At 41.8% G+C, this 16,297-nt stretch carries 13 protein-coding genes; 8 read left to right on the top strand and 5 right to left on the bottom strand.

Annotation, left to right across the window (positions count from 1 at the left end; genetic code table 11):
- Positions 1-57: 57 nt before the first annotated feature.
- The gene (locus AC0VYT_RS01150) at positions 58-1,860 is read left to right on the top strand and encodes an ABC transporter ATP-binding protein (RefSeq protein ID WP_005404536.1); all 1,803 of its coding nucleotides are present in this window, start codon (positions 58-60) and stop codon (positions 1,858-1,860) included.
- A gap of 69 nt (positions 1,861-1,929) precedes the next feature.
- On the opposite strand, the gene pgsA is transcribed toward AC0VYT_RS01150, so the two are convergent.
- From pgsA to lpxO, 4 genes are all read right to left on the bottom strand, one after another.
- Entirely contained in the window at positions 1,930-2,517 is a 588-nt protein-coding gene (gene pgsA, locus AC0VYT_RS01145; protein WP_005017019.1) for a CDP-diacylglycerol--glycerol-3-phosphate 3-phosphatidyltransferase, read from the bottom strand.
- Positions 2,518-2,623: 106 nt separating this feature from the next.
- The gene (locus AC0VYT_RS01140) at positions 2,624-3,421 is read right to left on the bottom strand and encodes an acyl-CoA thioesterase (RefSeq protein ID WP_005404535.1); all 798 of its coding nucleotides are present in this window, start codon (positions 3,419-3,421) and stop codon (positions 2,624-2,626) included.
- A gap of 107 nt (positions 3,422-3,528) precedes the next feature.
- Positions 3,529-5,328: an excinuclease ABC subunit UvrC gene (gene uvrC, locus AC0VYT_RS01135; protein WP_005017023.1), complete on the bottom strand. Its 1,800-nt coding sequence runs from the start codon at positions 5,326-5,328 to the stop codon at positions 3,529-3,531.
- Positions 5,329-5,835: 507 nt separating this feature from the next.
- Positions 5,836-6,750, bottom strand: coding sequence for a lipid A hydroxylase LpxO (gene lpxO, locus AC0VYT_RS01130; RefSeq protein WP_005017026.1), 915 nt, complete (start codon positions 6,748-6,750; stop codon positions 5,836-5,838).
- A gap of 539 nt (positions 6,751-7,289) precedes the next feature.
- Between lpxO and fadB the strand changes: the two genes are divergently transcribed.
- From fadB to AC0VYT_RS01115, 3 genes are all read left to right on the top strand, one after another.
- Entirely contained in the window at positions 7,290-9,440 is a 2,151-nt protein-coding gene (gene fadB / locus AC0VYT_RS01125) for a fatty acid oxidation complex subunit alpha FadB (protein WP_005404534.1), read from the top strand.
- Between the two features lie 12 nt (positions 9,441-9,452).
- Positions 9,453-10,625: an acetyl-CoA C-acyltransferase FadA gene (gene fadA / locus AC0VYT_RS01120; RefSeq protein WP_005017032.1), complete on the top strand. Its 1,173-nt coding sequence runs from the start codon at positions 9,453-9,455 to the stop codon at positions 10,623-10,625.
- Positions 10,626-10,793: 168 nt separating this feature from the next.
- The gene (locus AC0VYT_RS01115) at positions 10,794-11,642 is read left to right on the top strand and encodes a lipoprotein (protein ID WP_005404533.1); all 849 of its coding nucleotides are present in this window, start codon (positions 10,794-10,796) and stop codon (positions 11,640-11,642) included.
- A 92-nt stretch (positions 11,643-11,734) separates the two neighbouring features.
- Here the strand turns inward: AC0VYT_RS01115 and AC0VYT_RS01110 are convergent, their stop codons facing one another.
- Positions 11,735-12,484: a hypothetical protein gene (locus AC0VYT_RS01110; protein ID WP_034671075.1), complete on the bottom strand. Its 750-nt coding sequence runs from the start codon at positions 12,482-12,484 to the stop codon at positions 11,735-11,737.
- A 202-nt stretch (positions 12,485-12,686) separates the two neighbouring features.
- Here AC0VYT_RS01110 and AC0VYT_RS01105 point away from each other — a divergent pair, with 202 nt between their 5' ends.
- The 4 genes from AC0VYT_RS01105 to AC0VYT_RS01090 all read left to right on the top strand — a co-directional run bounded on the left by AC0VYT_RS01105 (position 12,687) and on the right by AC0VYT_RS01090 (position 16,288).
- The gene (locus tag AC0VYT_RS01105; protein WP_005017040.1) at positions 12,687-13,394 is read left to right on the top strand and encodes a DsbA family oxidoreductase; all 708 of its coding nucleotides are present in this window, start codon (positions 12,687-12,689) and stop codon (positions 13,392-13,394) included.
- 628 nt (positions 13,395-14,022) lie between these two features.
- Complete coding sequence (locus AC0VYT_RS01100; RefSeq protein ID WP_372410743.1) at positions 14,023-14,244, top strand: DUF456 domain-containing protein; 222 nt, start codon at positions 14,023-14,025, stop codon at positions 14,242-14,244.
- 305 nt (positions 14,245-14,549) lie between these two features.
- Complete coding sequence (locus AC0VYT_RS01095) at positions 14,550-14,879, top strand: hypothetical protein (RefSeq protein ID WP_005017043.1); 330 nt, start codon at positions 14,550-14,552, stop codon at positions 14,877-14,879.
- 254 nt (positions 14,880-15,133) lie between these two features.
- On the top strand, positions 15,134-16,288 hold the full coding sequence (locus AC0VYT_RS01090; protein WP_005404530.1) for a hypothetical protein: 1,155 nt from the start codon (positions 15,134-15,136) through the stop codon (positions 16,286-16,288).
- Positions 16,289-16,297 lie beyond the last annotated feature (9 nt).

The following is a 16,297-nucleotide window of genomic DNA, read 5'->3' as shown; positions in this document are numbered from 1 at the left end:
GCCGATATATTTAAATCCTTAGACTGAATTTAGAACTTAAGAACAAGAACGACTTGCATGAATTTATGGCATTTATTTAAAAAGATCTCCCCTTTTGTCAGGCCGTACCGTCTGCTGGTTATGGCAACACTGGGCTTGACGCTAATCGGTGCATTTACGGCCCAGGTCAATGCACTGACCTTGCAGTATGCTGTCGACAGTATTAACCGTCTGGTCGAAGCTGGTCAGGGACTGAATGCAGGCTGGTATATTCTGGTTACCATTAGTGTAATTCTGTTGGGGAAGGAAATTATTAGTGCGCTGGTTTCCTTTGGCCAAAAATTTTATGGTGAAAAACTTAGAATTCTGGTGTCACAAGACTTGGCCCAAGGCATTATTGAAAAATTTTTGACATACCGGCTGGCCTTTTTTAACCAGGAAAATAATCAGGCAGGCAAATTACAGACACGAATTGACCGCGGAATCGGGTCTTTGACCCGACTGGTACAGATTTTTTTTATTGATATCTTGCCTCTATTTACCAGTGCAATTGTCGCGCTTGGTCTCATGTTTTATGCCAATGTCTGGGTAGGACTTGTAGCCCTGTGTATCGTGCCGGTATATTTCTGGCTAACCTACAAACAAGCCCAGAAGCTGGGAGGATGGCGGCGCAACCTGCGCGATGGAAGAGAAAAAAAGAGTCAGGGCATTTTGAGTATTATTAACTCAATTACCGTAATTAAATCTTTTAATCGCGAGTCGATAGAAGCAGAGAAACAGCTCAAGCTACAAAAAGAACTGACCCAAAACCAGATGCGTACCCGTCAGACCAGCTTTTTGTTTGATGGCATGAAAACCTTTATTGAACAGATCGGTATTGTTCTGATCATTATTCTGACTGCGTATTTTGTTCTGTCCGGCCAGATGAGTATAGGGATGATTATGTATCACGTACTACTCTTCAATAACGTTTCTGCCCCTATTCGCTCGTTGCACCGTATTTATGATGAAGTTAATGATGCCATGATTTATTCAGAGAGTTTTTTCCAGATTCTGGAGGCTGATGATGAAATTGAATCAAGCGGTACACGCAAGCCGGTTATTCGGGGCCAGTTCGAGCTAGAAAATGTCGATTTTTATTATCCAAACGGACATCATGCTCTTAAGAATATAAATATGCAGATTCAACCCAACCGTATTACTGCACTGGTAGGCCTGTCTGGTGCCGGAAAATCCACTCTTATCAGCCTGCTGGATAAATTTTATCTTCCAGCCCCAGGTAAACTCTACCTCGACGGAGTTCCAATTGAAGAGATTGATACGGCCTATCTGCGTGACCATATTGGTCTAGTGCTGCAAAAAAACCACATTTTTCAGGGTTCAATTCTTGAAAATATTCGTTATGGCAAGACTGATGCCTCCCTAGATGAAGTCATCGAAGCGGCACGGAAAGCATCTATCCATGAGCAGATCATGCAGTTGCAACATAGCTATGAGACGGATGCCCTGATGCTTTCTGGTGGCCAGCAGCAGCGCATTGCCCTGGCACGGATGTTTCTTAAAGATCCACCGATTATTTTTCTGGATGAGCCCACTGCAAGTCTGGACGCGATTGCTTCCGAGCAGATCAAGCAGAGCCTAGACAAGATCAAGCAGGGACGGACAGTTATCATTATTTCACATAGCCTGTCGCAGATCATTGACGCCGACTATACGTATGTCATGAAAGAGGGACGAATTGTCGAGCACGGCGAACATGATGCACTTTATCATCAGGACGGAGTTTATAAGGAAATTTTCAATGCCATGGCGAAAAGCCTAAATATTGAAAAAATTGCCAAGACTTTTGGTGAAGAGGCTGAGGAAGAAACTCACAGTTAAGGCCTGTATTGGCTTAAAGAAAGTTATAAAAAATCCCCTGTATCATGGGGATTTTTTATAGGGCCACTGTTAAGGCTGCTTTAAATAAGGCCAGGCGGCCTTTAAATAAATAAACATTGACCATAGGGTTAAAAGCACTGCGGTATAAAGCAGTGCATAAGCAATTAATTCAAGCGGCGGCCAATTCAGCAGAAATACAGAAATCGCAATCATCTGAAATGCTGTTTTGTACTTACCCACCGTAGAAACAGCTACGCTGGTCCGAGCTCCCAGTTCTGCCATCCATTCACGTAAGGCGGAAACTGTAATCTCACGAGAAATAATGACAATCGCAGCAAAGGCCATTGAAATTGTCGGTTGCCATTGCACCAGCACAATCAGTGCCGCTGCAACCATCAGTTTATCTGCCACAGGGTCAAGAAAGCGCCCAAAGGCTGAAGTCTGATTCAAGGTTCGGGCCAGATAGCCATCGAACCAGTCGGTTACTGCAGCAAGCACAAAAATTGCAGTCAAAATAATATGCCGGGTCATACTGCTTTCATGCCCACTTACCTGCATTGCAGGTGGCCAGTAAACCACCAGCAAAAATACCGGGATCAATCCGATACGTGCCAAAGTCAAGATGTTCGGAATATTCAGGATACGACCTGTAGTCATAGACACCGCCAGTGTTTCCCCCTACCACATGATCATGTAATAGAAAATTTTGAGGATTTATCCATTTTTAGTAGGGTCACTTTATACGAAATGATATTTAGTGTCACTAGGCAAACACTGTTACAGTCTGCCGGGAAATCGCAATCAGGCGATTTTGGGCATCCCAGATATGGGCATATTCGGTTGAATAGCCGTCCCCTGCAAAATCTGTAAAAGCTTTATATTTAAACCAGTCATGCAACTCATGCTGGACCGGATGTACCAAAGTGATATGCCACGTCAAGGAACTGGCAGGAGCCACCTGTTTAAAGAGCGGTATCACAGCAGGTGGCCAGATATCCATCAAGGTCAACAAATGAGCCAGCTCAAGTTCGCTATTATCATGAAATTCGGGCTTAAACCGGAACCAGCCACCAAAGTCTGGAGTTTTGCTGCCACTACAGGGTAACTGCCCTTCGGCCCAGCACAGTTCAAACTGCTGATAACACAGTGGTAAGAAGCCCTCCCGATAAGGCAGACAGTTTAATTGTTCAGGCAACGGATAGTCAGGAGCATGACGCTCCTGATGGACTTCAATTGCAGATGGGCGCTCAGCACCAAAGCTGGCCAGCAGAATACTTTGGACTTCATCATTCTGCCATAACCTTACTTCTACCGTCGTTACGGATTTACCTTCACGTAACACCTCAGCGGTGATTCTGGCACGACTCTCCTGTACCGGGCCAACAAAGGTCACACTGGTGCTCAACAGCCGTTTTTGCGGATCATTGACAGTCGCTATAGCCTTGTGCATCAGGATTCCCGCTACCAGTCCGCCATAAATGGTCCGGCCCTGTAACCAGCCTGCTGGAATATCAATCTCTTCTGAAACTGTCACAGCCTGAAAAAGTTGTTTTAATGACATCCCTTGCCTCAATTATTCTTGTGCTCGGGCCATCATGACAAGTTTTTTAAGTGCTGTGAATGGCTGCTGACTCGGGAGTCATCCTCTACTTTGGTAATTTTTGCCTATTATTCATGCAGTATTTTATAAATCGTTCGAGCCAGTGCCGGACCCAAACCGGGAACTACCATTAACTCTTTTTCTGAAGCCTTCAGTACACCCTGAATCCCACCAAAATGGGTAAGCAAGTCACGCCGGCGCTTCGGACCAAGTCCAGGTATGGCTTCCAGAACCGAACCTGCACGGCGTTTGTCCCGCTTGGCACGGTGCCGGGTTATGGCAAAACGGTGCGCCTCATCACGTACCTGCTGAATCAGATGCAATGCTTTATGGTCTTCAGCGAGCTGAATCTTGCGGCCATCCGTAAAGTGCAGGGTTTCTAGTCCCGGTTTACGTCCTTCACCTTTAGAAACACCTACCATGAAAGCATCCAGACCCAAGTCTTGCATGACTTCCATTGCCATATGTAACTGGCCTTTACCGCCGTCAATCAGCAGCAAGTCTGGTAATAGACTTTTTTTATAACGCCGGGTCAGAGCTTGCCGCATGGCTGCGTAATCGTCTCCCCCGGTGATATCCTGAATGGCAAACTGCCGATAGTCACGTTTACGTGCTCCTCCCTGATCAAATACAACACATGAGGCAATCGGTGCTTCACCCATAGTATGCGAAATGTCAAAACACTCAATCCGGTCAATTGGCCGGCCCATGACCTGCTCTAGCTGGTGAAAGCGTTCATGCAGTTCAAGATGGTTGCTCAGCTGCCCTTTAATGGCATGCTGCACGTTCATGACTGCAAGCTCCTGCCATTCGGCACGGGTTTCCCGTACTTTATGCTTGATCTGTACTTTCTTGCCAAATTCAGTTTGAATAGCCTGTTCAAGTTCCTGTGTGTTAGGTAAGGCTACATTTACAATCAGCTCAGCCGGAACCTCATCAGCCACTTGAAAATAAAAGTTAGCCATAAAGTCACTAAGCATCTGTCCTAGGTCATCATTTTGCATGTCGGGAAAATAGCTTTTACCCCCTAACATCCGGCCATTACGCACATGCATAATCTGGACACAGGTTACTCCGGCCTGATAGGCAATTGCCAGAATATCGGCTTCACCCTTGACCTTATAAACTGCTTGCTGGGCCTGTACTTCGCGCAACAGTCCCAGACGGTCCCGGTAAAATACGGCCTTTTCAAATTCGAGCTTTTCTGCGGCCTCTTCCATTTTGGCAATCAGTTCCTGATTCAGCTCTTTGGTATCACCTTGCAGAAAGCGAATGGTATTCTTTACATCTTCCTGATAATCCTCAGGACTTACCAGTCCGACGCACGGTGCAGAACAACGCTTAATCTGATATTGCAGACACGGCCGTTTGCGCTGGGCAAAATAGCTGTTTTCACACTGGCGTACATTAAACAGCTTTTCCAGTACGACTAAGGTGTCACGAGCACTATATGCACTGGGATAGGGTCCAAAAAACTTGCCAACCTGATGCTTGCCCTTGCCCCGGCCACTGGCTACCCGTGGATAAGGCTTATCACTCGACACAAAAATATAGACATAAGATTTATCATCACGCAGCATGATATTGTACGGCGGACGGTGCAGCTTGATCAGGTTTTGTTCAAGTAATAAGGCTTCTGTTTCAGACCGGGTGATTAGAGTCTGAATATCATAAATACGTGCTACCAGTGCCTGAGTTTTGGGATGCTCGATAGTTTTAACAAAATAGCTCGACACACGATTTTTTAAATTCTTGGCTTTTCCTACATATAAGAGTTCACCATCTTTACCCAACATACGGTATACCCCGGGTAAAGTGGTCATGTTTGCCAGAATTTTTTCTATATATTCGCGTGCATTTTCGTTCACATGGGGCCTATATTGACAAGATCTTGCTCTTCACATGATGTGATGCTTTTACTGGCTTTTTCAAGCATCTTCACAATTTTCAAAGAAATTCACTAGCCTTTAACATCAAACTCATTATGTATAGATATATTATTTGAAAAATCAAATTTTGCTGGTTATTTAAGAAAACACTTTTGAAGAGATATTAATCCCTGATCTTGCTAGCCGGTTTTGTTTATACTTAAAAAATTGAATATTAGTTATGAAGCAATGGTTTGAATATTTTAAATTTATTTAATTTTCAGAAATATCAATTATAGAACAGGAAACTGTATTAAACAGAGTAAAATAGCTTACGACTTATAGCAATGGGTTCATTATTCTTGGTTCAAAACACCTTTAAAAATGCACATTCTATTTTTATCAAAATTGATTTATCTGTTTTGATGTACATCCTGTATGCTTCTAAGTTACGCCTGATTTATCAAAGCATTCGAATATAAAAATGCCCCGCAGGGCATTAAATTTTTAAGTAATATATGGCCGGATAAAAATCAGGAAGAAAATACCCAGCATTAAAAACCATTTTAAAACGTAATAAAGTTGGCGATTGGTCTTTTTCAATGCTTTAGCTTTAAGCCTGATCTGGTAGACATAAGTAAACAATTTATTTAAACCGCCTGTCTGGTCGCCAGCCTCATTCGGCGAGCTGGCCGCAGTCATCACTTTTTTACCAAACCAATGATTAAAATTTTGCATCAAACGTGTTTTTAATGGACGCTCTACATCGCAAAACAGAATAATCCGGTTTTCATCTGTTTTGTTCTCTGCATAATGGATATAGGTTTCGTCGAAAACTACGCTCTCCCCGTCCCGCCATGAGTAACGTTGACCATCTACATCAATAAAGCAGCGATCATCATTAGGTGTCAATAAACCCAGATGATAGCGTAATGAACCAGCATAGGGGTCGCGATGTCGAACTAACCGGCTATCTGGGGCCAGCTCAGTAAACATGGCAGCTTTGATGGTCGGTAATGTTTTTAATAGGGCCGTGGTTTTTGGACAGAGTTCTGCTGCAGACGGATGGCTAGAATCATACCATTTTAGGTAAAAACGTTTCCATCCAGTCTTAAAGAACGAATTAAAACCCAGATCGTTATAACTGCTGGCTGCCTTGATCCCTCCCTGCTGGTACAAGGCTCTGGCCTCATCCCGAATCATTTCCCAATGCTCGTCCAAGGTTTGCAGATCCTTAAAATGCTGGGTAGCAATATAAGGCTGGTTAGGTACCTTGGAAAACAGGTACATTAAGAAATTAATCGGTGCGAGAAGCGTTGAATGGTCAAAAAATTGACGATAGAACGAATGACGCACTTTACCGCGATTTTGGATATACAACGCTGAAATCACAAAAATCGCCAATACGATCCATTTAATCATATAGCTACTCTGCAACATAAAAAGAGATAGATTAGAGCTGCTCGACAGGTCAATGGCTCTGTAAATGCCGGCGATTTTATCAAATGTTGATAAAAAAGACGATAAAGGGTAGCCAAAATAGAATTCTATCTAATGATGTATTATCAATAATAACTCCCAAACATAACAATCTCAGTGTATTCAGAAATTTTAAACTTGAATTTAGCAGGTTACTAAAACATAACCTGGGTATTTAAACTGCCTATTACGGTAGATATTCTCTTATTTTCTATAAATAGTTTACATCAACTGATTAAAATAATAATTATTATAATTAATGACTTATTTCAAATAATCTATCAAAGATTTACTTATTGGAATCACAAACAGAATATTGACCTTTAAAATTGATGACCCTTGCGTCACGGCTTGATACAACTTGTTATGTTCTTTTTGGATATAGTTATCGTAAGATTAGCGGAGCATCGATGTGTGCGGGAAATGTACACACGCTTCATTACATCAACTTAGAAGTCCTCCAAAATAAAGGAGATCAGGGCATGATCCACGCTGGCAATGCCATTACCGTCCAAATGCTTGAGGACGGGATTGCAGAATTCCGCTTTGACTTACAAGGTGAGTCGGTTAACAAATTCAACCGTGCAACGATTGAAGATTTCAAGGCTGCGATTGACGCCGTATCCGCTGCTGATATTCAGGGTTTAATCGTTACTTCAGGCAAATCTACATTTATCGTTGGTGCTGATATCACTGAATTCGGTGATAACTTTGCACAAGGTGAGCAGGCAATTGTTGATTGGGCGATGCCTGTCCATGAAATTTTTAACAGCTTTGAAGACCTGGACATTCCTAAAGTGGCTGCTATTAATGGCATGGCACTAGGTGGTGGTTTTGAAATGTGTCTGGTCTGTGACTACCGTGTCATGTCAGAACAGGCACAGGTGGGCTTACCTGAAATCAAGCTGGGGATCTTCCCGGGTTTTGGCGGTACAGTTCGTTTAAGTCGTGTTATTGGTATTGATAATGCTGTTGAATGGATGGCAACTGCTGCACCGAAAAAACCGGCTGCTGCACTAAAAGACGGTGCTGTTGATGCTGTTGTGTCAGCTGATAAGCTCAAAGATGCTGCAGTTGATCTGGTTAAGCAGGCTATTCATGGCCGTCTGGACTGGAAAACCAAGCGTCAGGAAAAGCTCGACCCTGTAAAATTGAGTCCACTTGAGCAAATGATGGCGTTTAATACAGCTAAGGGTGCGGTACTGGCTAAAGCTAATCCGGCTCAATATCCTGCTCCAAAACTATTATTGGATTCTTTGCAGGCAGGTGCAAGCTTACATCGTGACGAAGCTTTGAAAGCTGAAGCTGAAGGTTTTGCCAAAGCAGCTATTACTCCGCAAGCAGGAGCACTTATTGGTCTGTTCTTAAATGACCAAGTTGTGAAAAAAGCTTCTAAACAGCATGAAAAAGGTGCACATCCTGTAAATCAGGCAGCTGTTCTGGGTGCGGGGATCATGGGTGGCGGTATTGCTTACCAAGCGGCAAGCAAAGGTACACCAATTATCATGAAAGATATTGGTAACCCGCAACTGGCCCTAGGTATGACTGAGGCAAACAAACTGCTGACCAAGCAGGTTGAACGCAAGAAAATGAAACCTGCGCAAATGGGTGAAACCCTGGCACGTATTCGCCCGACTTTAAGCTATGAAGAGTTTAAAGAAGTAGATATCGTGATTGAAGCAGTCACTGAAAACCCAAGAATTAAAGAAGCGGTTCTGGCAGATACTGAAAAATCGGTACGTGAGAATACGATTATTGCATCCAATACTTCTACAATTTCGATTACGCGCCTGGCAAAAGCCTTACAGCGTCCGGAAAACTTTGTTGGTATGCACTTCTTTAACCCGGTACACATGATGCCACTGGTTGAAGTCATCCGGGGTGAAAAGACATCTGAAGAAGCAATCGCAACAACAGTAGTTCTCGCCCAGAAAATGGGTAAAACGCCAATTGTTGTTAACGACTGTCCGGGCTTCCTGGTTAACCGTGTATTATTCCCTTACTTCGGTGCATTTGATCTGTTACTTAAAGATGGCGCTGACTTCCAGCAAATCGATAAAGTCATGGAAAAATTTGGCTGGCCGATGGGCCCTGCCTACCTGATGGATGTAGTTGGTATTGATACCGGCGTACATGGTGCAGAAGTCATGGCTGAAGGTTTCCCTGACCGTATGAAGCCAGATTACAAAGGTTCTATCCAGACCATGTATGAAGCAAAACGCCTGGGTCAGAAAAATGATGTCGGTTTCTACAAATATGAGCTCGACCGTAAAGGCAAGAAAGCCAAAACTGTTGACCCGACTGCCTATGATGTCATTGCTCCGGTAGTGTCAGGTGAAAAACGCGAATTTGATCCTCAGGAAATCATTGACCGCATGATGCTGGCTTTCTGTAATGAAACAGTTCGTTGCCTGGAAGACAACATTGTGGCTACTCCTGCTGAAGCAGACATGGCGATGATCATGGGTGTAGGCTTCCCGCCATTCCGTGGTGGCCCATGCCGTTACATTGATCAGACCGGTGTTGCTGAATATGTAGCGCTTTGCGATAAATATGCGCACCTAGGTAAAGCTTATGAAGCGCCACAAATGTTGCGTGACATGGCAGCTAACAATAAAAAATTCTACGGTTAAGGAGTGACGTGAATGGCTACTTTAAATCCACGTGACGTTGTGATTGTTGATGGTGTACGTACAGCCATGGGCAAATCGAAAAACGGTATGTTCCGCAATGTACGTGCCGACACCATGTCTGCTGAACTTATCCGTGCACTAATGGTACGTAACGAATTCGACCCGAATGAAGTTGAAGACGTGATCTGGGGCTGTGTAAACCAGACCCTTGAACAAGGTATGAACATTGCCCGTAATATTGCTTTGCTGGCGGACCTTCCAAAAACTGTTGCCGGTCAAACCGTTAACCGTCTGTGTGGTTCTTCCATGCAGGCCATTCATACAGCAGCTGCACAGATTGCAACCAACCAGGGTGATATTTTTATCATCGGTGGTGTAGAGCATATGGGCCATGTAGGTATGATGCACGGTATCGACCTGAACCCGGCTGCTTCTAAGCATTATGCTAAAGCATCTAACATGATGGGTCTGACTGCTGAAATGCTGGGCCGTATGAACGGTATTACCCGTGAAGAACAGGATGCCTTTGGTGTGGAATCACACCGTCGTGCTTGGGCTGCGACTGAAAATGGTCTGTTCCAGAACGAGATTGTGGGTATTGAAGGTCATAATGCTGACGGTTATAAAGTATTGTGTGATATCGATGAAGTAATCCGTCCGGATGCCAATATTGAATCTTTCCGTGCTTTACGCCCAGTATTCGACCCTAAAGGCGGTACAGTCACTGCTGCAACCTCTTCTGCATTGTCTGATGGCGCATCTGCCATGTTACTGATGTCTGCTGAACGAGCTCAGTCTCTCGGCCTGAAACCACGTGCCGTAATTCGCTCTATGGCAGTTGCAGGCTGTGATGCTGCGATCATGGGTTATGGCCCGGTTCCAGCAACCCAGAAAGCACTAAAACGTGCTGGTCTCTCGATTGCTGACATGCAAACAGTTGAGCTAAATGAAGCATTTGCCGCACAAGGTCTGTCTGTACTGAAAGGTTTAGGCCTTTATGACAAACAAGACATCGTAAACTTAAGTGGTGGCGCAATTGCGTTAGGACATCCACTGGGCTGTTCTGGTGCGCGTATTACCACTTCTCTACTGAACATTATGGAACAGCAAGATACACAAATCGGTCTTGCGACCATGTGTATCGGTTTAGGTCAGGGTATTGCTACCATTATCGAACGTGTTTAATTCTTAAAATACTAAACTTAAAGAAACCCTGCTCAATGCAGGGTTTTTTACAATTTTTTGAATAAAAAACTTGGCTCTGCAACAAAAAATAATCAATATCAATACTCAATGTGACGAATAATAACTTATTGCACATTCTTCTTTCACAATTAATCTTATATTTCTCAAATGAAAAAAATTTTATTCAGGTTAAGCTGTGCCGTAGTACTTACAGGTTGTAATACTATGGCGATTAAACCCGAAACACGTAGCGCTTTAGACCGTCAACAAAATGAGCTCCGACAATCTTCTGTAGCAATTTTAACTGATAGCTGTTTATCGCGTGCAGAGTTAGGGACTTCTCACATTATTGGTCAAGAAAGTGCTCAACTGGCCCTAGGCTTTAATGAGGCTCTTGCCCAGCAATTAAAAGAAGTTTCGGTTAATACAACTGTGAAATCAGCACCCTTCATTTGCGGTTTTATGCCAAAGAAACAGATAATAGGGTATGACATCCGTTTACATCCAAAGGATAAACGGCAGGAAATTAATCAGTTTCCTGTGCTTAACGCTTTAAATCACACTACGCCCAATCTATCTCAACAAGACACCCTTTTACGTCTGTTTGAAAAATTGAATAAAACCACTGTTTCACCCAACCAGAATACTTTTCAATCAGTCAATCTGGATTTATCTGCTGAAGATTTAAGTACGCTTAAAACCTTTACTCAGGCAGATAAAATGTTTGTTGTGAATATTTCCGGAGCTCAGCCGTCTTTCGGGCGTAAATTCTCACAAGCGACCTTGAGTGCAGGCGTATCACTGGCAACCATGGGAGCAGGCGCTGGACTAATTTATTATTCAATGCCGGTTGAAGGTCAACGTTATGCTTTAAATCTGATAGATCTCAGTAAAAATCAGATAGTGTGGCATCAACAAAATAACTTTGCTGGAAAACTTTATAAAGTAGAGCAAGTGGACTTTGTTGCACCTAATTTCCTGGATCCTCTTTTCCCTGCTACAGTCGCGAAAAAATAAATCGCCTTTTATTTTAACCCTAAAAAAGAATCATCCCTGAACACTACAAGGATGATTCGAGCTAGAAATAACATGATTTCGAGGCTCTTAAGCTATAGTTCTTGCTTCAGGGCTTTGACATTTTTCTGTTCAATCTTTTCGATTTCAGCATTAAGCTGTAATACTTCCTGATATAAAGTGTTGAACTGTTTTACCTGCTCATCTTCATAAAACAGAATTGTTTCACCTTGCTTGACCCATTTGTACTTTTTCAGCATTTCAAACATGGCTTCTGCTTTTTCTAGAATTTGTAGTTCTAACTGAAAAATTGCCTGATCTTCGTCACTTTTCTGGCTACGTTCGAGCTTGGTAAGCATAGCTTTACGCAAATCAGTACGAATGGGTAACTGCTCTACTTTTTCTAAAGTCTGCTGTTTAATCTGGCTGGTATGCTGCTGATACTGCTGCGAAATCTTGCGAACCTGCACCAGCATTTGCTCAGTTTCCTTATAATTCTGTTTCCGGTCTTTATCGAGCCGGACTACATCCAAAAAATCAACCCAGTCAGATTTCTCCAGTTCACGTAAATAACGGTTACGTGCCTCTGCACTATTTACCCAATAACTGAGCAAAGTATCAGCCATGAGCTGGTAATCTCCGGACAAACGCTGATCTTTCGTTTGTAGATGTATAGGGGTGGTCCAATCTTGAGCCTGAAGATACAGCTGCTGCATTTTTTCAGTCATCACTGTTTCAAACTGCTGTGCCTGTACCTCATCCCGACGCTGTGCTGAGTACTGATAAAATAATAGAGCAAATACCGCAAAGGTCACTACACCTAAAATCATGAATATACGTGGCATATTTAGCTCCAGTGACCGCTTCATTTTTATACTAACCTGAATCAGAACACAGCACTGTTTGACTTTTATGACTAAAAACAGTTCTTTATATTTTAAAAAATAAAGGAATCCGGGCTGACTTGCATTTTATTACAGCCTCTCTCTTTAAAAGCGCTCATGTCGCCCTTATCATTTGAAATGAAACATAGAAAAGAGAAACAACATGCGTGTAGATATCTGGTCAGATGTAGTCTGTCCTTTCTGCTATATCGGAAAGAAACGTTTAGAGTCGGCAGCTGAACAGGCAGGAGTCGAACTTGAAGTCTATTGGCATAGCTATGAGCTTGATCCAGAAGCACCAGTCAAGCATGAACAGTCCAATACAGAGCGTCTGGCCCAGAAATACGGGCGTACAGTTGAAGAAATGGAAGAAATGCAGCAAAAAATTGCTGCTATGGCCGCAGAAGAAGGAATTGAATTTAACTGGAAACAGGCCAACTCAGGTAACACCTTTGATGCTCACCGTATTATCCATCTGGCCCAGAGTAAAGGTTTAGGCAATCAGGCCGAAGAAGCATTTTTCTATACTTATATGACACAGGGCTTAGCCATTGGCGAGCGCGAAACAGTAGAAGATGTGGCAGCGCGGATCGGGTTAGATGCAGCGGAAGTCGAATATGTACTAGATACTGATACCTTCGCAGATTTTGTGCAGCATGATGAAAAGCTGGCTCGTGAACAGCTTAAAGTTACGGGCGTTCCTTTTTTTGTATTTGACCAGCGTATTGCTCTGGCAGGTGCACAGCCACGTGATGTGTTCATAAAAGTTTTTGACCAGGTCTTAAAGACACAGCAGGAAACAAGTATAAATCAGCCAGAAGATGGCGTAGTTTGTACCGATGAGAACTGCGAGATACCTGACCAAAAATAATTTTATTAATAAATCCCCACAAGCTGGGGATTTTTACATAAAATTTTATAGATTTAATTTATTTTACTAACTTTTAAAAATAAATTATTAAAAATACTTAAGATATTTATAATATTTAATAATTTTTATTTTCTAATATAGATTAAAATCTAATAATATAAATTAAATTTCTAATTTTTAAATTTATTTTAATATTAAAACAACAACTTAAACTTAAATATATTTAAATTATAATTTATCCTGATTTCAATAAGTCATATATTACTTACCAAAGTTTAAAATAACTTTAATATAGCTACAAGAGACACTTTTTATTAACTAAAAGCAAGGTCAATATAACAGCACTTCAACATTAAAATTTTCTATTTTCCTTAATATAGATGACTAACCTGTTTTATTTTTACATGAGGGAAAATATATGACTACTGCAAAAAATGATAGCAATACTTCAAATACTCATGCATCTACACAACATGACAATCAGCAAGACTCAAGCGTAATGAACAATGTCATGGAAAAAGTAGATCAAATTAAAGAAAAGGCACAAGATAGCCTAGAGAAGATCAATAAAGATGCAGCAGAGCATGGTGGTGTAACCAATATGGTTAAAGATAAAGTAACTCATATGATGGATAACGCTGGTGGTCAAACAAATAGTAAAGGCAAATCTGGCTATGACACCTCTGCAGGCAAAAAATCACGTTTTTCCCCTACAGTTAAAGGTGTAATGATTGGTGCTGTAGCCGGTAGTGTATTACCTGTATTTGGCACATTTAGTGGTGCGATTATTGGTGGTATTGCAGGTAAAATGTATGACCGTCGCTGCAAGATGAAACTATCTCACTCTTAATTCTGTAAACTGAATAATAATTTAAAATCAGCTGTATCTCTTTCCTACTCCTCATTCCCCCATGAGGAGTTCTTTTTATCTAGTTAGCCATTTTCAGAGCAGTTTGTTTTTTATATAACTTCCCACGCGAACATAGCTAGCATCAGCATCTGTAGAGCAAATGTAATTAATGCCTGTTTTTTAGACACTTTTATAAAGTTGCGGCTTTTTAAAACAGCAATTCAGATAATGAAGTATTAAAATAAACCTTACTGTTAAGATAGTCACTCTTATACAGACCGTTTTTTTTAATAAAGGAATTTTTCATGGGCTTTATGAAATCTGTAGTTGCTGTTGCCATAATTATAGTATCGGGACAGGTATTGGCTGCAGGCGAAGCTATGAATACTCAGCCCATAACAACAGAAGGCAAGGTATCCGATAATCAACTGCAGAATAAACCCCGTTCAGCGGCCAAATCTGAACTTTCGGTTGAAAGTACCAAGCAAGAAGCACAAGCTCCTTTGAGCAAATCAGAACAGGAAAAACAGAGAGCTGCGGCTCAAGAACAATTAGAAAAGATGAAAGAAAAAACAATTGCTGAAAGCTCACCTAGAAAAGGCTTTTTTCAATGGTTTAAGAAGTCTGCTGTCTAGTTATTAGAAAATTGTTAAAGAGAGCCATAGTATTGGCTCTTTTTACAAGCGTCTTTAAATTTAGCATTCTATACTTTCAGCTAATAGGCTCATAAAATGGGCTTAATCTGACAGTCTATAACAGTATAAATTAGTCTAAATACTCTAACGTTAAAATAATAAAGGATTTTTTTTTATTTTGTAGCTATATCTTGCATTTATAGGACAAATCAACAAAAGTGTTAGCCGACAAATGTAACAATAATGATTTTACAATGAAAAAACTTAAGGTTTTAAATTTATTTTTACAAGGGCTAATCTTTACGGCTGGGGCATTAGGTAGTGCATATAGCTTTGCTGAAACTAAAACAGCCACTCTTCCCTACGCCAATTATCTAGGCGATAAAAGCCAGGATAATGAAGCTGACTTGCCTGTTGAAGAGCGGGGACCAGAATGGCTGGACTATATCCCATCATGGGTAGATAAAACGCCTACTCTGTTACCCAAGCAGTCTGATGAACCTATTGTGCCTCCAACAGAGGTAACTGAAGACAAAAGTTGGGCCGACCGCAAACAACGTCAGATCCGCAACTGGGCTGATAGATCTTCAAATAAAATTGATAACTGGTTTGGTGAGACAGATCCAAACAAACCAGCAGATGCAACACTACGAATTTTAATTGATAACCGCTGGGATAAACATGATGGCTATGAAATTAAACCGCGTATTCGGGGTAAAATTAATTTGCCCACCTTGGAAAAACGTTTAAGCATTGTATTTGGTGATGAATCTCTTGATAACGAGATTCGTAATAATGTCGCAATTAGTAATGAAAACCGTAATGAGCCGGGTAAATCTCTTGATACGCGTCGTACCCGTGAAGAAAATTCTTCTCTTGCTTTACGCTGGTCAAATTTTGCCAAGCGCCTACCCTTTGAAATTGATGCTGACTTGGGTATCCGCTCAGGTGATGATATCTATGCGCGGATAAAGGCCGAACGTGACTGGCAACTGCGTAATGATTTTACTTTCCATGCTGAACAAATCTATCGTTATGGTATCGACAGTGAAAATTATTTAAGGACCAATCTGGAACTGGTGCATGCCCGTCCAGAGCAACCTGTGCTTGCTAACCAGTTTTCACTGGTCTATGCCGATGAACAGGATGATGACCTCACTTGGGACAACCGTGCCTATCGCGAACACCAGTTCTTTGCGGGAAACCGTTTTAACTATGGTCTTTATACGGGCGGTTTTTATAATAATAGCGACCTGCGTTTAAACAGTTGGGGACCCTTTATTTCATGGCGTCAACCGCTTTGGCGTGAATGGTTCTATGTACAGGGAGACCTGAATTATCAAAATGATCAACGTGAAGACCGGAGTCATTACTTAAGTACACTGGTGCGTCTGGAAGCAATTTTTTAATTTAACAGT

Source organism: Acinetobacter sp. QJM3NY_42, assembly GCF_056173745.1.
Note: the sequence above shows the minus strand (reverse complement) of the source record. Positions and strands in the feature narration are given on the sequence as shown.

Bases quoted from the DNA above. Each gene is read 5' to 3' on its own strand.
- AC0VYT_RS01150 (WP_005404536.1), top strand. From the start codon at position 58: ATGAATTTATGGCATTTATTTAAAAAGATCTCCCCTTTTGTCAGGCCG.
- pgsA (WP_005017019.1), bottom strand. From the start codon at position 2,517: ATGACTACAGGTCGTATCCTGAATATTCCGAACATCTTGACTTTGGCA.
- AC0VYT_RS01140 (WP_005404535.1), bottom strand. From the start codon at position 3,421: ATGTCATTAAAACAACTTTTTCAGGCTGTGACAGTTTCAGAAGAGATT.
- lpxO (WP_005017026.1), bottom strand. From the start codon at position 6,750: ATGATTAAATGGATCGTATTGGCGATTTTTGTGATTTCAGCGTTGTAT.
- fadB (WP_005404534.1), top strand. From the start codon at position 7,290: ATGATCCACGCTGGCAATGCCATTACCGTCCAAATGCTTGAGGACGGG.
- fadA (WP_005017032.1), top strand. From the start codon at position 9,453: ATGGCTACTTTAAATCCACGTGACGTTGTGATTGTTGATGGTGTACGT.
- AC0VYT_RS01115 (WP_005404533.1), top strand. From the start codon at position 10,794: ATGAAAAAAATTTTATTCAGGTTAAGCTGTGCCGTAGTACTTACAGGT.
- AC0VYT_RS01110 (WP_034671075.1), bottom strand. From the start codon at position 12,484: ATGCCACGTATATTCATGATTTTAGGTGTAGTGACCTTTGCGGTATTT.
- AC0VYT_RS01105 (WP_005017040.1), top strand. From the start codon at position 12,687: ATGCGTGTAGATATCTGGTCAGATGTAGTCTGTCCTTTCTGCTATATC.
- AC0VYT_RS01100 (WP_372410743.1), top strand. From the start codon at position 14,023: ATGGATAACGCTGGTGGTCAAACAAATAGTAAAGGCAAATCTGGCTAT.
- AC0VYT_RS01095 (WP_005017043.1), top strand. From the start codon at position 14,550: ATGGGCTTTATGAAATCTGTAGTTGCTGTTGCCATAATTATAGTATCG.
- AC0VYT_RS01090 (WP_005404530.1), top strand. From the start codon at position 15,134: ATGAAAAAACTTAAGGTTTTAAATTTATTTTTACAAGGGCTAATCTTT.